Origin of the sequence: Levilactobacillus yonginensis (genome assembly GCF_003946265.1) — a bacterium.
Classification (GTDB): Bacteria; Bacillota; Bacilli; order Lactobacillales; family Lactobacillaceae; genus Levilactobacillus; species Levilactobacillus yonginensis.
This window is the reverse complement of sequence record NZ_RHNO01000005.1, coordinates 72,227-87,047: the sequence shown is the minus strand read 5'-3', so window position 1 is coordinate 87,047 and position 14,821 is coordinate 72,227. Positions and strand designations below refer to the sequence as shown.

The 14,821-nt window shown below is 47.5% G+C and carries 20 protein-coding genes and 1 tRNA gene; 17 read left to right on the top strand and 4 right to left on the bottom strand.

Translation table 11 applies throughout. The annotated features are described in order from the left end of the window. Positions 1 to 26: 26 nt before the first annotated feature. The 4 genes from EKM87_RS04235 (at position 27) to EKM87_RS04220 (ending at position 1,773) form a co-directional block, all read left to right on the top strand. Positions 27 to 347, top strand: coding sequence for a hypothetical protein (locus EKM87_RS04235; RefSeq protein WP_125682178.1), 321 nt, complete (start codon positions 27 to 29; stop codon positions 345 to 347). 9 nt (positions 348 to 356) lie between these two features. Next, positions 357 to 968 carry an alpha/beta hydrolase gene (locus EKM87_RS04230; RefSeq protein WP_125682176.1) on the top strand — a complete coding sequence of 204 codons (612 nt, stop codon included), beginning with the start codon at positions 357 to 359 and terminating at the stop codon, positions 966 to 968. 193 nt (positions 969 to 1,161) lie between these two features. Next, positions 1,162 to 1,365: a cold-shock protein gene (locus EKM87_RS04225; protein WP_011668621.1), complete on the top strand. Its 204-nt coding sequence runs from the start codon at positions 1,162 to 1,164 to the stop codon at positions 1,363 to 1,365. 168 nt (positions 1,366 to 1,533) lie between these two features. Continuing rightward, positions 1,534 to 1,773, top strand: a complete 240-nt coding sequence (locus EKM87_RS04220; RefSeq protein ID WP_125682174.1) for a cytochrome b5 domain-containing protein — start codon at positions 1,534 to 1,536, stop codon at positions 1,771 to 1,773. A 191-nt stretch (positions 1,774 to 1,964) separates the two neighbouring features. Here EKM87_RS04220 and EKM87_RS04215 read toward each other — a convergent pair. After that, a tRNA-Arg gene (locus tag EKM87_RS04215) sits at positions 1,965 to 2,038 on the bottom strand. A 132-nt stretch (positions 2,039 to 2,170) separates the two neighbouring features. On the opposite strand from EKM87_RS04215, the gene EKM87_RS04210 reads away from it, so the two are divergent. The 4 genes from EKM87_RS04210 (at position 2,171) to EKM87_RS04200 (ending at position 3,734) form a co-directional block, all read left to right on the top strand. After that, entirely contained in the window at positions 2,171 to 2,467 is a 297-nt protein-coding gene (locus tag EKM87_RS04210; protein ID WP_125682172.1) for a hypothetical protein, read from the top strand. 108 nt (positions 2,468 to 2,575) lie between these two features. Next, the gene (locus EKM87_RS12375) at positions 2,576 to 2,728 is read left to right on the top strand and encodes a hypothetical protein (protein ID WP_164506428.1); all 153 of its coding nucleotides are present in this window, start codon (positions 2,576 to 2,578) and stop codon (positions 2,726 to 2,728) included. Between the two features lie 138 nt (positions 2,729 to 2,866). Then, the gene (locus EKM87_RS04205) at positions 2,867 to 3,559 is read left to right on the top strand and encodes an NAD(P)H-dependent oxidoreductase (RefSeq protein ID WP_125682170.1); all 693 of its coding nucleotides are present in this window, start codon (positions 2,867 to 2,869) and stop codon (positions 3,557 to 3,559) included. Continuing rightward, positions 3,552 to 3,734 carry a hypothetical protein gene (locus EKM87_RS04200; protein ID WP_125682168.1) on the top strand — a complete coding sequence of 61 codons (183 nt, stop codon included), beginning with the start codon at positions 3,552 to 3,554 and terminating at the stop codon, positions 3,732 to 3,734. Before EKM87_RS04205 ends, EKM87_RS04200 begins: the two co-directional genes overlap by 8 nt. A gap of 77 nt (positions 3,735 to 3,811) precedes the next feature. On the opposite strand, the gene thiD is transcribed toward EKM87_RS04200, so the two are convergent. Beyond that, positions 3,812 to 4,630, bottom strand: a complete 819-nt coding sequence (gene thiD / locus EKM87_RS04195; protein WP_125682166.1) for a bifunctional hydroxymethylpyrimidine kinase/phosphomethylpyrimidine kinase — start codon at positions 4,628 to 4,630, stop codon at positions 3,812 to 3,814. 119 nt (positions 4,631 to 4,749) lie between these two features. On the opposite strand from thiD, the gene EKM87_RS04190 reads away from it, so the two are divergent. Together EKM87_RS04190 and codA are read left to right on the top strand one after the other, a co-directional pair. Continuing rightward, positions 4,750 to 5,046, top strand: coding sequence for a hypothetical protein (locus EKM87_RS04190; RefSeq protein ID WP_125682164.1), 297 nt, complete (start codon positions 4,750 to 4,752; stop codon positions 5,044 to 5,046). Positions 5,047 to 5,078: 32 nt separating this feature from the next. Then, positions 5,079 to 6,314, top strand: coding sequence for a cytosine deaminase (gene codA, locus EKM87_RS04185; protein ID WP_125682162.1), 1,236 nt, complete (start codon positions 5,079 to 5,081; stop codon positions 6,312 to 6,314). A 456-nt stretch (positions 6,315 to 6,770) separates the two neighbouring features. Here codA and EKM87_RS04180 read toward each other — a convergent pair whose 3' ends face one another. Beyond that, positions 6,771 to 7,250 carry a hypothetical protein gene (locus tag EKM87_RS04180; protein ID WP_125682160.1) on the bottom strand — a complete coding sequence of 160 codons (480 nt, stop codon included), beginning with the start codon at positions 7,248 to 7,250 and terminating at the stop codon, positions 6,771 to 6,773. 275 nt (positions 7,251 to 7,525) lie between these two features. Between EKM87_RS04180 and EKM87_RS04175 the strand changes: the two genes are divergently transcribed. The 6 genes from EKM87_RS04175 (at position 7,526) to pgmB (ending at position 14,061) form a co-directional block, all read left to right on the top strand. Beyond that, positions 7,526 to 8,386, top strand: a complete 861-nt coding sequence (locus EKM87_RS04175; RefSeq protein ID WP_125682288.1) for a ribonuclease H family protein — start codon at positions 7,526 to 7,528, stop codon at positions 8,384 to 8,386. Between the two features lie 110 nt (positions 8,387 to 8,496). Then, complete coding sequence (locus EKM87_RS04170; protein WP_125682286.1) at positions 8,497 to 8,967, top strand: VOC family protein; 471 nt, start codon at positions 8,497 to 8,499, stop codon at positions 8,965 to 8,967. Between the two features lie 710 nt (positions 8,968 to 9,677). Continuing rightward, positions 9,678 to 10,283: a sugar O-acetyltransferase gene (locus tag EKM87_RS04165; protein ID WP_125682158.1), complete on the top strand. Its 606-nt coding sequence runs from the start codon at positions 9,678 to 9,680 to the stop codon at positions 10,281 to 10,283. A 301-nt stretch (positions 10,284 to 10,584) separates the two neighbouring features. After that, positions 10,585 to 12,198: a BCCT family transporter gene (locus EKM87_RS04160; protein ID WP_404819659.1), complete on the top strand. Its 1,614-nt coding sequence runs from the start codon at positions 10,585 to 10,587 to the stop codon at positions 12,196 to 12,198. A gap of 440 nt (positions 12,199 to 12,638) precedes the next feature. Further along, entirely contained in the window at positions 12,639 to 13,097 is a 459-nt protein-coding gene (locus tag EKM87_RS04155) for a universal stress protein (RefSeq protein ID WP_125682154.1), read from the top strand. Positions 13,098 to 13,383: 286 nt separating this feature from the next. Next, the gene (gene pgmB / locus EKM87_RS04150; RefSeq protein ID WP_125682152.1) at positions 13,384 to 14,061 is read left to right on the top strand and encodes a beta-phosphoglucomutase; all 678 of its coding nucleotides are present in this window, start codon (positions 13,384 to 13,386) and stop codon (positions 14,059 to 14,061) included. On the opposite strand, the gene EKM87_RS04145 is transcribed toward pgmB, so the two are convergent. Then, the gene (locus EKM87_RS04145) at positions 14,015 to 14,407 is read right to left on the bottom strand and encodes a DUF488 domain-containing protein (protein WP_125682150.1); all 393 of its coding nucleotides are present in this window, start codon (positions 14,405 to 14,407) and stop codon (positions 14,015 to 14,017) included. The genes pgmB and EKM87_RS04145 overlap by 47 nt on opposite strands. A 62-nt stretch (positions 14,408 to 14,469) precedes the next feature. Between EKM87_RS04145 and EKM87_RS04140 the strand changes: the two genes are divergently transcribed. After that, positions 14,470 to 14,688, top strand: coding sequence for a hypothetical protein (locus EKM87_RS04140; RefSeq protein ID WP_125682147.1), 219 nt, complete (start codon positions 14,470 to 14,472; stop codon positions 14,686 to 14,688). The last annotated feature ends 133 nt before the right edge of the window (positions 14,689 to 14,821 follow it).

Sequence of the window (14,821 nt, the reverse complement as noted above, 5' to 3'; positions counted from 1 at the left end):
ACGCTTAGATGAGGGAGTGACGAGTCGTGCAAACGATTTTCGATGTATTAAAACATATTTCTGTGAATCACCAAGAGGTTGAGAGCCAGCAGGTCGTCATCACCGATGCTGCCGGTAAGCCCAATGGTTTGCTGACGGATTTATTACGAGATTTGATTAATAATGCCTTATTGTTCGTGACGTTGGCCGACATGGATTCGGCACAAGATTTAATTGAACACTTACGAACCCATACACCATTGCCAGCAGATGTTTTATCGGAGTACGGAAAAATTTTAACGGAAGTTTGCGATGGGCTGAATTTTGCACCCAGAAAGGGACTAATTGAACTGATTGTTCGGCGATAGGAGTTACTAATGGTAGATGAAGATTTAATTGAATGGATGCCGGGCGCCAATACTGCGGCGCCTTTATTATTGTTACAGGGCACTGGTGGGACGAATCAAGAGATATTAAATTTTGGTCGGCGATTGGCACCCCAAAGTCCTTTGATCACGATTGCCGGGCGTCAAGGGAGTGGGGCTGAACGTCAATATTTTCGGCAGACGGCTGCGGGACCGACAGATCCACAGCAGGTCCATAACGAGGCGGCTTGGCTGGGTGAAGCGGTCACTAGTATCTGTCAGGAACACCGGTGGGACGCGGATAAGCTAATCCTGGTCGGCTACTCTAATGGGGCGGCAATGGCCGCTTATGGTGCCCGTACAGGAGTCATACCGGGACAGGCGGCCGTTTTATTTCATCCGCTATGGTTGCCAGTTGCGCACCCCGTTTCACGACCTGGTTATCAGGTCTGGTTATCCGCTGGTCAGCGAGATCTTTTAGTATCCGTGGACACAGTACAACGCGTACAAACTGCTTGCGACCAGGTTGGCGCCACCACAGAAATGTTGGTGACGGGTGGCAGTCATATGCTGACGCCGCAAGAAGTATTGGCCGCACAAACGTGGATAACACAAAATACCTAAAGGGTTGGACTAAATTTAATTCGGTTTTTTCGAACTTCCCATTTGCTATTCTGCGGAATACCTGTTATCCTATTGTTAATGTATTTATGGTTCGGAAGTTTTAAAGGCTCGACGTTCTTTAAGAATGGCTCCTTTTTACCCCAGCTTTCAAATGCAAATATTATTGCGCTATGCGCATGGAGGTTTCATTCTTATGGAACAAGGTACTGTTAAATGGTTCAACGCTGATAAAGGTTACGGCTTCATCACTTTGGAAAACGGCTCAGACGTTTTCGTTCACTTCTCTGCTATCAACAGTGAAGGCTTCAAGACGCTTGAAGAAGGCCAACACGTATCCCTTGATGTAGAACAAGGCGACCGTGGCCCACAAGCTGCTAACGTTTCGGTTGTTGACTAATTTATTTTAGCCTAAATCGAGTTTGAAAAAACCACCGACTGTGTGTCGGTGGTTTTTTTGTGTCCAAATGTCGGTAAGTATTTCACCTATCAAGTGACAGGTAAAATGCTTGTGTTCTATTATGAAAACGGTTACGATAAATTCATCTAATAAAGGGAGTTGTGCTGGATGAGTGAAAAAGTTTTTAATGCGGCAGAGTTAGCAAAGTATAATGGGCAAAATGGGCAACCGGCTTACATTGCGGTTGATCAGACGGTTTATGACGTTTCCGACAAGGCTGCCTGGGCTGGTGGCAAGCACCACGGTAATTTGGCGGGTCAGGAATTGACCCACATAATTGATGGTCAATCACCTCATGGTCGGCGAGTGCTGAAGGATTTACCAGTTGTCGGGATTTACCAAGCGTAAGCAAAAAGTGAGTGTGACCAAAGGCGGTTAATCAATGAGCATTAACGTCGATAGACGAATAATCCTGGTCTTGGATTGTTTGTCTATCGGGGTTAAGCGGAGTTGACTGCCTTTGGTCACACGTTTCGACTATATATATTCGGAATACAAAAAAAGGTCTGAGACTTTCGTCCCAAACCTTTTTTAAATGATGTCGCAAGAGAGATTCGAACCCTCGACCTACGGTTTAGAAGACCGTTGCTCTATCCAGCTGAGCTATTGCGACATAATAGGTAGTTAGCCAACAACCTCTAATTATAGAGAAGGCGAGAGGGCCTGTCAATTGTGGATATTGGGTTCGATTGACAGGAATATGGTTCTACGAGTAGAGTAAAGTTAAACGGACGGAGGTGCTCTTGTGGCAGTTGTTCACGTGATTGCGGAAATTGTGGTGTTTTTTGCGGCCATCAGTTTGATTTATTACTTTTTTCAAATTACGCAGGCGCATGGGAGTCGTAAGCAGAATTTGATTTATCTGGGCATTTCGCTGGCCGTTTTATTGGTAGCGTACCCCTTATCTAATTTAGTCGCGCAAAAACAGGTTAATCCCACCGATCAGGTTTCCAATCACGTACGAAAAATACGGGATAAAAAGCAGTCCTCGTCATCCGACCAAAAGTCTTCAGGCAGTTCTGCCAAGTCTGAAAGTAAGTAAACTACTAAAATTATCAAGAAATTCTAATAATTGCGTTCAACCCCTTGCAATCTTTCTGTAACATTACGATAATATAAATGTAACCTAAAGTTGACGGGGGGAATTGCTATGCATGCTGTAGTTATTATTTTGTTGATTATTGTGCTTGCCGGTGCGGGTCAATTGTACCTGAACAACCGAGAGGCTTTCCGTAAGAAGAGTAAGCATCTGGCGACCCGCGAAGATAAATTTCACGATAATTCAAATCGTCGATTAAGTTAACGAATCATAGCTCAGTTAAGCACTGAGCTTTTTCTTTTGACTTTTTTTCGTGAAAGTTAGCGAGCGTTCATGGGCGTCGCTCAAAAAAATTGTGATAAAGTTGGTCTAAATAAGACTGAAGTCAGGAGTTGAGAGTTATTGAACACGTTAGTATTGGTTTCCCATCCACAAATTGCGGACTCCGGGACGCAGGAATTTTTAAAGGCCAGTTTGCCTGCAGAAAATATTTCGTGGGAACACATTGAGAGTCAGACGGTTTTAGACGTTGCGTATGAACAAGCCCAATTACGGCAAGCGGACCGCATAATCCTTCAGTTTCCGTTGTATTGGTATGCAGCACCGGCCGGACTGAAGCAGTGGGAGGATACCGTTTTGACGCGATCCTTTGTCTATGGTGATCACCGATACCCCTTAGCTGGCAAGGAGCTCGGGGTGGTCGTGACCACCGGTATGCCCGCCGAAGCATTTCAACGGGGCGGTGCGGAAGGCTTAACACTGGATGCCGCACTCGCGCCGCTGGCGGCGGTGGCACAACGAGCGAAAATGACCTGGCTACCAACGTTTGCCATTCATCAGTTTAGTTATCTGGATGAGCCGGCTAAATTACGCTTGGTCATTGCCTATCAACGGTATTTGACTCAGCAACAACCAGATAGTTTAAAGAACCGTCAGGCGTGGTTTAGCGACCATTTGGCGACAATGATTGCGCAATTGGCTGAGCAAGACCAGTCAACTGGCCGCCTAATCGAAGAGGCATTTAAGCAGAAGCAGACGGACCTGGAGACACTCCAGGATACTCTGGCAATGATAAAGGAGCAGGAAGATGACTGAAGAGGATACGGTGTGGCTTCACCAGGCCATTCAAAAGTTAGCTAGTCGTCAGGCCAAGTTTACGGACAGGGCGTTCTGGCTAGCATTAGATGAAGTCGTTAGGGAGCAGGACCAACGCCATGACCAACTGGGTGGCGAAGTGGATGGTCGGACCTGGAGTCCCGACCGCTGGTGAGCCAGTGGCATTAAAAAAGCCGTGGCGCTAGGCCACGACTGATTGATTTTACAAGGATTTATTAAAGGTGATCGCTCTTAGCTTAATTGACGGTCCAGAGCGGCCCAGTGATTAATGGGGCCAAACTTGTGGCCGACTTCGATTGGTTCACCGATGGCAGCGTTCACGAATTGCTTGGCAATTTGAATGGCCTTTTTCATAGGAGTTCCCTTAGCCAGTTCAGCAGTAATGCAGGCTGAGAGGGTGTCTCCCGTTCCGTTGACCCGGTCGGTCTCGTGGTAAGGCTCGCTTAACCAGAAGCCCTCACCGGACTCGAGAAGCACGTAATCGCGGACCTCTTGTTGATTGGTGTCGGCGTGGCTCCCCTTCGTGATAATGTTCTTGGCACCCATAGCTTGCATTTTCTTGGTGGCCAGTACCATGTCATCGTCGTTCTTGATTGACATTTCGGCGATCTTTTCGGCTTCGTAGAAGTTGGGAGTCAGTACGGTAGCCAATGGCAATAGGTCAGTTCGCAGGGTGTTGAAGGCACTTTCTTCCAATAATTGGTTACCGTGCTTAGTCATAATGACTGGATCGACAACGAGCGGTCCAAAGTCTGCCTTTTGATAATTTTTTACGACGGTTTCAATCAGTGCTGAGTCAGCCAGCATCCCGGTTTTTGATGCCCGAATCTGGTAATCATCAGCGAGGTCGGCAAATTCTTGATCGATAAAATCCGTGGGCATGGGAACGCTGGCGTGAATCCCATAGGAGTTACCGGCGACACAGGCAGTCATTACGGAAGCGCCGTAAATACCACGGGCGAAAAACGTATGTAAATCAGCTTGCATACCAGCGCTGCCGTCACTATCAGAGCCAGCAATGGTTAAGGCTTGTGGGTAAGAATTAGTCATGAGTCTCGAAACCTCCAAATGAAAGATATAAAACAAGTTCAGCATAGCATAACCATCTGTGGAAGCGCCACCACTTGGGCTAAATTTATTTATTTATACTAGGGCAGGGGGGAGTCAGTATGACCAAAAGTATCGGGTATTTAGGCATTTGGTTGGGATTCGGTGCGTTGGCGAGTTGGGCGGCCTTGTCGGGGGCGTTCAATAGTCTTTATCAACTATTTCACAACGAACCGGTGACTTTGACGCTCGGACTAGGGTTAACTGTGATAAGCTTAATAGGAATCGTTCACTTCGCTAGACGGAGCCCTTGGTGGTGTTTAGTGCCGGCCACCTGCTTGGCTATCTTGGTCACGGCAGGGATGGTCGCAGACAGTACCGTCCTCTTACTCGGACTGACGATTCCCGGTTTCTATTGAAAAAATCGTGTACAGGAGGTAGGTTAACGCGCATGTTAATTCAACAAGGACTTATTGAGAACGCAACGCAACCACAAGATATTCGGATTGAGGATGGTAAATTTACAGCTATTGCTGACCATTTGACACCCCAAGATGGTGAACAGGTAATTGATGCAACGGGGAAGCTAATTTTGCCACCGTTCGTCGACCCGCACGTTCACTTGGATAGCACCATGACCGCTGGGGATCCTGAATGGAACCAGTCTGGTACCCTATTTGATGGGATTCGTATTTGGTCCGAGCGGAAGAAGACGTTGAGCATTGAAGACGTCAAGACCCGTGCACGGCAAGCACTGGAACGTCAAGCGGCCAATGGTATTCAATTCGTCCGTTCTCACGTTGACGTAACAGATCCTAGCTTAACGGCCTTAAAAGCACTGATTGAGGTGCGTGATGAGGTCAAGGACTTTATTGAACTCCAACTGGTAGCTTTCCCACAAGAAGGAATTTTATCATTCCCTCATGGTAAGGAATTGATGGAACAAGCTGCCAAGTTGGGTGTGGACGTCATTGGCGCCATTCCTCACTTTGAATTTACACGAGAATACAGTGTTGAGTCACTTCACTTTGCCGTTGACCTCGCTCAGAAGTACGGTAAATTGGTTGATGCGCACTGTGATGAAATTGACGATCCCGCTTCTCGCGGCCTAGAAACGTTGGCCACGTTAGCACTGGAGACCGGTTTGGGCGACCAAGTAACGGCTAGTCATACGACGGCGATGGGGTCTTACAACAATGCTTACGCCTACAAATTGATGCGGTTACTGCAGATGTCTCACATCAACATGATTTCTAATCCACTGATCAATACCCACTTGGGTGGCCGATTCGACACTTATCCCAAGCGTCGCGGGTTAACGCGGGTCAAGGAATTAAACGCGGCCGGCGTTAACGTGGCCTTTGGTGAAGATGACATCAAAGATCCGTGGTACCCAATGGGGGATGGTAACATGTTAGACTCCCTGCACATGGGTATCCATGTGACGCAAATGATGGGCTACGACGACATTATGAATTCCTATCAATTTGTGACGACCCACGGTGCCAAGGCGATGCACGTTACCGACCACTATGGCCTGACTGCTGGCAAACCAGCTAACCTGATTATTATGAATAATGATAACTTCTACAACGCTTTGAACCAACGCTCTGAAGTTCTTTACTCGATTCACCATGGTAAGATTGTGGTGAAGACCGATCCGAAGCAGGTGCATTTGGACCTGTAATTTAAATGGCCGCCTCCGGCTGCCAGGCACGGCAACCGCTGTGGGGACCGGAGAAAGCCGAAGAGCGGTCTTTCTCCTCGACTGAGAGCCTCGGGAACTCGCCGAGGCTCTCAGCTCGTCCCACGCTGTAGATTAGCTAAAGACGCTAATCAACACCGTTGACACTGCGGTCGTCGTACCTGGCATCCTGAGGCTACGGTTGAGTGGGCTTGCAACTAGGGTTCTGCTAAAATGGCACAATTCTGGTTGTTGCTGTGAACATGTAGCCCAAGGATTAGGTTGCTCAGCTTTTACCACAGTTAGACTTTTAAAACTTAATTTAATTAATGGCTGGCCTGTTTTATACAAATAAAACAGGCCGGTTTTTTATTTGGGTCACCAATTTGACTGAACAAAATAAAAACGTCGCTATCACAACCAGTTGACTGGTCTTGATGGCGACGCTATTGTTTGCGTTTATTTTTTTGCTTTGGAGCGCTTGGCCTTTTGGACGGTTGTGACGCTGATTGGTTTCTCAGCTGGCGCAGCCTTCTTCTTTTCAAGGTGTAGTGAGCGTAGTTGTTCTTTCAAAGTTTCAATTTCTGCGACGTGTTCCGTCTTCCATTCCTTATACGATTTCGCGGAATCCGTATCGTTAGGCTTGAGGCCAGTGTTTAACCAGAAACAAGCTTCGGAAAGGCTAGGAAAGTTGTGAATCCATAACGTTTGACCGTTATCGGAATCAAAGGCCACGTAGGAGCGGAAATGCTTTTTAAGAAATGTATGCCGGCGAATCTTAAACGCTTCACGTTTACGGGTTAGTCGGTAGTCTGGTAAAATGTATTGACCGGAGATAGCTAGCTGCGGAAAACGTTCATCGCGTTGTTCGCGCTGGTCCTTTAACATTTCACGGGCTTGGTCAACGGTAATAATGGATGCACGGATCGGATTCTTCATGAAAAACCCCCTCTTAGAGTTGGAAAATTAAGTGATTCTGTGGTGCTCCGGTCAATACTCACACATACTAGGTTAGCATAATCTAAAAGTTATGAAAACAATTTACACTTTAAATTTAGGCAATTTAAAAGAATCACTAGAAACGGCAGTTGAAAAGTTTACCTAGGTGTTACAAAGATGGTAACGGCTACACAAAAGTGGTAATTGCCGATTTCACTGATAGGTCGGTAAAGTATGGTAAACTAGCTAAGATTAGTTTGAAAGCGGGGATTCAATTGGCACAAAAGTACTACGCAGTCAGGAAGGGTCGGCAACCGGGAATCTACCGGACCTGGCCAGAAACACAGAAACAGGTCAGTGGTTTTTCTGGTGCGCAATATAAGAGTTTTGCCTCAGAAAATGAGGCCAAGGCCTTCATGCAGGGAACGGCTGGTAGTGCAAAACCAGCGCCAACTACGGGACGGCGGCAACCGGCCGCCCGTTCCCAACAAGCTCAGCCTAGTAATCAGCTTCCGGCAACGATTACAGTGTACACGGATGGTGGTTCTCGGAATACGGGAAACGTTGCTGGTGGACACGTCAAGACGGCTGATAAGGCTGCTTGGGCTTACCGAATCGAATTACCAGATCGCGTTGTCACTGGGTCAGACGGTGAATTTGGTGCAACGAATAACCGGATGGAAATCATGGCTTTTCTGAACGCCCTCAAGCGGTTAGAATCTCTGGGTGAGACGGCGACGGGCATTCAGTTCGTCTTGGATTCTCAGTATGTATTGAATGCTGTGACCAAGGGGTGGCTAGCTGGCTGGAAACGGCGTGGTTGGAAACGCTCTGCCGGACCGCTAGTTAACGCAGAATTGTGGCAAGCGGTCGACCGTTTGTTACCGCAATTTACAGGGCTGACGTTTGCTTGGACGAAGGGGCACGCGACTAATCAAGGCAATGTGTTCGTCGATCATTTGTTGAATCAGACGATGGACCAAATGGTTCCTGGGCAGGCGGCACCGAAGACTTCAGCGGATACGCAAGTTGGAAAGCCGGAATCAGCTAAACTTGATTCAACCCATCAAAGTCGCGAGCAGTCCGTTGCTGATATTGCGCGAAATTTACAAAACCTACCGTTTAACGACGATTAAGGCTATAATAGTTTCATAAATATTATGCGGGTCATCTATTTGGGGGAAACGTTCAAGCTAGATGATAAATTGAACACTGAACAAAAATTGTAGTGAATGGGGTACCGATGATGCAAGTTAAAATGATTCCATATTTGGAATTTGAAAATGCGAAAGAGGCAATCACATATTACCAAGATGTCTTTGACGCCAAGAACGCCTACCGAGTCAGTCCAACACCAGAGGAAGCCGAACGTTTAGGCCTGGAACCCACGGTCGACTTGGAACAAATCACCATGCGTGGTGGTTTTCAAGTTATGGGACTAGATATTCAGTGTGCTGACGCTTTAATGGGGCAACCGACGTCGTCCACTCAGATTTCACTCATGATTGCTGTGGATGAGGATGACAGTGCGAGTGTTAAGGCACTAGCTGCACTTTATCAACAGCTAGTGAAATCTGATGTAAAGGTTATCAGTCCGTTTACGGCGCAGCGGGCCGGCGGTAAGATGGGGCAAGTGGTTGATGCGTACGGCATTACTTGGATCTTACGGGAGCAGGGCATGACGTTCACCGAAGATACAGCGAGTGATTCAGAATAGAAATAGCAGTATGCAAAGTGGTGAAGACACAAGTCTTCACCACTTTTTATTTGTTCTGCTAGAGTTTGAAAGATAAATTTTTGATTTAATAGTATTAGCAAAATGGGTACTGCTAAATTTGCACTCCGGTGGCCAGGGATTCCGCCTGCTGTGGGGACGCTTCAGCCAAAGGGCGGGCTTCTCGCTCGATTTGAAGCCACGAAGAACCCGTGTCTCCAAAGTCGCCCGTGGTGTAAGCTGGCCAAAAATCACCAGCAAACACCACTTTCACAGCTGGCTACATCCCTGGCCACCTCGGGTTTGATTGTGTTTTGTTATGATGAACGCTGAAAGATTTCTCGCGCCCCGTATGGCAGCCTCACAGACAGCAGATTAGTTGGCAACAAAATACTTTGTGAGCCGAGAGGTCGCCAGCTATGGGCTCAGGCGCGTCGTTCTGCTTAGTTAGTCGGTGGTTTTCCGACTGACTTAGCTGAAGACCAAGCTTGGAGACTCGGGGCTTTCGAGGCTTCAAGTTGTGTCCGCACCGTTCCAGCCCATAGCTGGCGGCCGGTAAGGCGGAAGGACATACTAGGTCGCCTAGTATTGTTTCTATATCCGACTTTATGGCTTTTAAAAGCTTTCAACCTTCAGTTGCTCTAGAAAAGTGTCGCTCGCAAGGCCTTTTTAAAAAGTGTTATGATTAAAAACAAGAGGAGTGATTGATAAACATGGCAACTGCACGAGAAAATATGACGGCCGGTAAGCCCTATGATCAATTCGATAAGGAACTGATCGATCGTCGAGTTCTGGCTCGTAAGACCCTGAGAGCCGCCAATCAAATTGATGACAACGGTGAACGGATGGCGGCGTACAAGCGCTTAATGCCAGACGTTGGCGAAGGTTTCTTCGTTGAGGCTGAGTTTATGTTTGATTACGGCTGGAATATTCATATCGGTGACCATTTTTATGGGAATTATGATATGACTTTGTTGGATACCTGCCCAATCACGATTGGCTCGCACTGTTACTTTGGGCCCAACATCGGCCTGTACACGCCAGTTCACCCATTGAATGCGATGGCCCGTAAGGCTGACGTTGAAATGGGCGCCCCAATTACGATCGGTGATAATGCTTGGTTAGGTGGCCGGGTGACAATTCTGCCTGGTGTGACGCTGGGCAATAACGTTGTGGTTGGCGCCGGTTCGGTTGTCACCAAGTCCTTTGGCGATGATGTGGTAATTGCTGGTAACCCAGCCCGGGTCATTAAGCAAATTGATAACGGTGCGACTGGTGACGCTGCAGCTCGTGAACAGTGGCCAGATTTACTGAAATAAGCGTCCGGTCTTGAAATTCTAATCAAATTCTTAGATTCCAATGGCTATCGGATGTGTAACCGCTCTATTTCCAGTAGAAATTTCTTATTCATCCGCAAGATTTTACTAATTAATCCTTCTGCGTATAATAGACTTTGGATATCGCTTCAAAGAGATTTACGTAAGCAATTTGTATTTAACGTTTAAGCGCTGTGCAGGTGGCTCGTATGACGACCCTGAACTAGCGCTTTTTTCGTACAATCTCACGAGGCAGCGTCCGCTGTAGGTTTGGCCTGCAGGAAACAAATGAGGAGGATTATTTATTTTAGCGCGTAAAAATATTGATAAGTTAGTATTCGTACCAACCATCGTTTTATTTATTCTCGCGTCATTGCTATTTATTTTAGGCGGCGGCCAGTTACAAGCCGGCCTGAGTTCAATATTGAACTGGATTGATACTCGCATGTCATGGGCCTATATGATGGTGTACGTGGTCAACTTTTTATTTTTTATGTATTTGGCATTTGGTAAGTTTGGTAAGGTTAAATTGGGTGACCCCGAAGACAAGCCCCACTACAGCAACTTTCAGTGGGGGAGCATGGTCTTCGCTACGGCCATCGATGCCAGTATTTTGATGCTGTCCATCGTTGATCCCTTACGGTACCTGCAACACCCAGCGTTTGGTTTGAAGCCATTCTCTAGTGATGCGTACGGTGCCGCCCACATGTTGGGGCAATTCAACTGGGGTCCCATGGCCTGGATGATGTTCGCACCAGCCACGATTGCGATTGCTTACGTTCTGTACGTTAAGCATGGTAAGGTTCAACGGGTTTCCGCTGCCATTACCAGTTTGCAGGGGGATAGTCGCGGCAAAGTGGTTGCACGGCACGTCATCGACTTCTTAGTGGTCTTTGGAATCATGGGGGGCATTGGCTCCTCAGTCGGAATGGAAATTCCCATTATTTCCAAAGTCCTGAGCCGGCTTACCGGTGTGCAAGACAATTTGATGCTAAAAATTGAGCTCTTTATTATTCTGTTTATCTTGTTTGCTGTCACGGTTTTCCACGGTTTGAATGGTGGAATCAACCGGTTGAGTTCAGCTCATATCTGGACGGCACTGGGGTTATTAGCCATTATCTTGGTCATCGGACCAACGGTTTACATTTTAAATTCTGAAACGAACAGTTTAGGTTTGATGGCACAAAAGTTTGTGTCCATGTCGACCAACACGTTGCCCAACGGGGGGAGCAGTACCGCACAGCAGGAAACGATTTTCTACTGGGGCTGGTGGTTGTCTTACATGCCCGTTATGGGACTGTTCATTGCCCGGATTTCTAAAGGCCGGACGATTCGTCAGGTCCTCGTGGGGATGTTGACTTATGGTGCTTTGGGTTGCATGAGTTTTTACGCCATCTTTGGTGGCTACTCTCTGTGGTTGCAACGCACCGGGGCCGTTAACTTGGTTCACATCTTGAATACACAGGGTCAGGCTGCCGTGGTTGCCACGGTCATTGCCACCTTGCCATTTAAGATGATCATCTTGGCGCTCTACTGTATCTCTTGTTTCATCTTCTTAGCAACGACCATCTCGTCATCAGCGTTTATCGTTTCTTCGTTCACCAGTCTGCACTTGGATGATGGGGAAGAACCTAGTCGTTGGAACCGGATGATCTGGGTCGTCGTCTTCATCTTCTTCTCCTTCGGGATTGTGATGGTGGGAGGCTTCAAGACCGTTCAAACGGTCTCGACGATTGCCGGATTCCCATTGATGATTGTCTGCCTGTTGTTGTTGCATTCCATTTGGCACATGTTAACGGCCAAAAATGCTGTGGCACCAGTCGTGGTTCCACAACCAGTTGTGATTCGCCGGATTACGGTAGAATTGCCACGGGCGGTTCGCGGACCAATGATTTTGTCACCAGACCACGCTAATTAAACGACCTTAAGCGAACGGGTAGCCTGAACTTTGTCAGGTTACCTGTTTTTTGTTGCGCAAACAAAGATGACTGAGTAAGGTCGCCAATGTCTCTTTACAAGGAAGCAACGGTGGTAGGACTGAATGGTCAAATTAATCAGTCATTATTAGTATCATTGGTTTATATCCACGAGTGGCGTTTTGAGGGTGACCAATTTGATTCTAGGTAAATCATCGCGTTGCGGATTAAACTACCAGAGACATCCGATAAGACCCGTTAGGCGGGAATCTTGCGGGCAGACTGTTGGCGGCTTAGTAAATTGATTCCTGGTGCTTGCCCATGAATTTGGTGGCCGCAATTAGGGAGGCGTGAACACTTTTTAGGTAATTAGCGCGCTACTCTTGAGAGTAGAGGTATGATACAATGAAGCCGAATCATCCATTGGAGGGAAAATAACTTTATGGCAGATGAAAGTAACAATCCGCTGTTTTTCCGGCGTATTTTAATTACGATCGATGAGGACGACCGTCCATCGACCAGCCGGGCTTTTCGGTTCGCAATGACTATGGCGCGCGACTATCAAGCGCATTTAGGTATTGCATCTGTTTTGGAAAATGATGACATTAGTATTTATGAGTCCTTGATGCCAGCTAAATTGAACGAACGACGGAATCATCTCCGTCGGATCGTTAAAGAGTATGCCGACAAGGCAACTGCATTTGGCGTTGAACAAGTTCGGCCCATTGTGGCTGAAGGTGGCGACGTGGACGACGTGATTCTGCAAAAGATTGTGCCAGATTTTCAACCTGACTTGATTGTTTGTGGGGCCGACGTAGATTTTGCTAGCCATGGTCATCCGGGGGCAATTGGTCTGCGGTTGACGAAAAAGTCTGATGTCTCAGTTATTGTGATTCGTTAGGGGCTTGGTAGTCGGCTATAGCGGTCAGGGCGATCGTTAGCGTTGCCAATCGGGCGGACTTTAAGGTTAGTTTTTGATAAGGTATTTTAGCAAAAAGCACATTGAACTTTCCACGAGGAAGGTCCAATGTGCTTTAATTAGTTGCAGTGTAATCATGATGAATCGACTTAGTCAGTTTGGCGGTTAAGTTAGCCTATTCAGTCAAAATATGCCTATCAGTTATTAATCCACACATATTTTGGTGTATAATAGGCATACTCGAAACGCTTTCAAAGGGGGAGTTCTGATGCAGAAACCAGCAGTTCAGGGATTCTTGTTTGATTTACACGGCGTAATCGCCGATTCATGGCAGTACCACTTAGCCTCATGGCGGCAAATCGCGCGAGAACTCGAAGTTCCGTGGACACCACAGCTTGCTGAGGTACTACCGGGTATGAGTCGGCGTGATTCATTGAAGACCATTTTAAGTTCTGATGGGCGTCAGTCCGAGTTCACGGCGCCACAGTTCCAAGCCATTGCCACCCATGAGAATGAGTTGTATCAACAGATGATTACCAAAATGACACCAGCCAATCGGTTACCTGGCGTAACCAGTTTTTTGGATGAGTTGGTGGCGGCAGGCTATCCAATGGCTCTGGCCTCAGCGTCGACCAACGCACCGGCTGAAATTGATCGGTTGGGGTTGACTGGATTCTTTTCCAAAATTGTCGCAGCAGTGCAGCTTCAACACAGCAAACCCGCACCTGACGTATATTTAGCTGCAGCGAAGCTGGTGGGATTGCCACCGGAAAACTGCGTGGCATTTGAAGACACAGTCACCGGAATGCAATCGGCTAAAGCTGCGGGATGTTACACGGTAGGCGTTAATCAACGGAAGTTACCAGGAGCAGATGCCATGCTGGCAGATACGACACACCTTAGTCTTGCAACCGTGCTGCGGGCACTTGGCCAGCCAGTCGGGTGAGCACAAAGTCCTTCAAAATGATGGCTTGGTTGTGTTCCTCATCCTTGGCACCGTATAAGAAGATGACGTCCTGGGTGGCTAATTGGTCAGCAACTAATGTTAAGAAGTCGGGCAGGGCGTCATTAGCGGCGAGCTCAGTAAGATATTTTTGTTTGAACTCTGGGAACTTAGTCGGTTCGTGGTTGAACCACTTACGCAGTTCGGTCGTGGGCCCCATCTCCTTTTCCCAGGAGGCCAGTTGGGCGTTGACCTTAGAAATACCACGCGGCCAGAGTCTATCGACCAGGACGCGGTAGCCGTCTAAATCGGCTGGTTTTGTATAGATACGTTCACATTTAATAGCCATTTTCATACCATCTCCATGTGTCCCAGTTTACCATCTCTGTTTTGAGAATTAAATCTTAGTTGATGATTAAAATTGCTGTGCTCCGGCAGCCCGGGACGAAACCAGTCGTGGGGACCGGAGCAAGCCAAAAATCGGTCTTGCTCCTCGACTTGAAGCCACGAAACTCACGTGTCTTCAAGCTCGTCCGTGGTGTAAACTGGCTGAAGAAACGCCAGTCAACACCACTGTCACGACTAGTTTCGTCCCGGGCTGCCTCCGACTTAGGTTGTGGTCGTTACTAGGAATTAGTTGGGTGTGTCATATTGATGGTGAGCAGTAATTCGGAGACGCAGAGGTTGGATTTAGTTCAGAAATTTAGCCGGAGGTCGTCAGGGAGGGGCGGCTGTGTTGATGGTGTTAGGCCGGGCGGTTGGT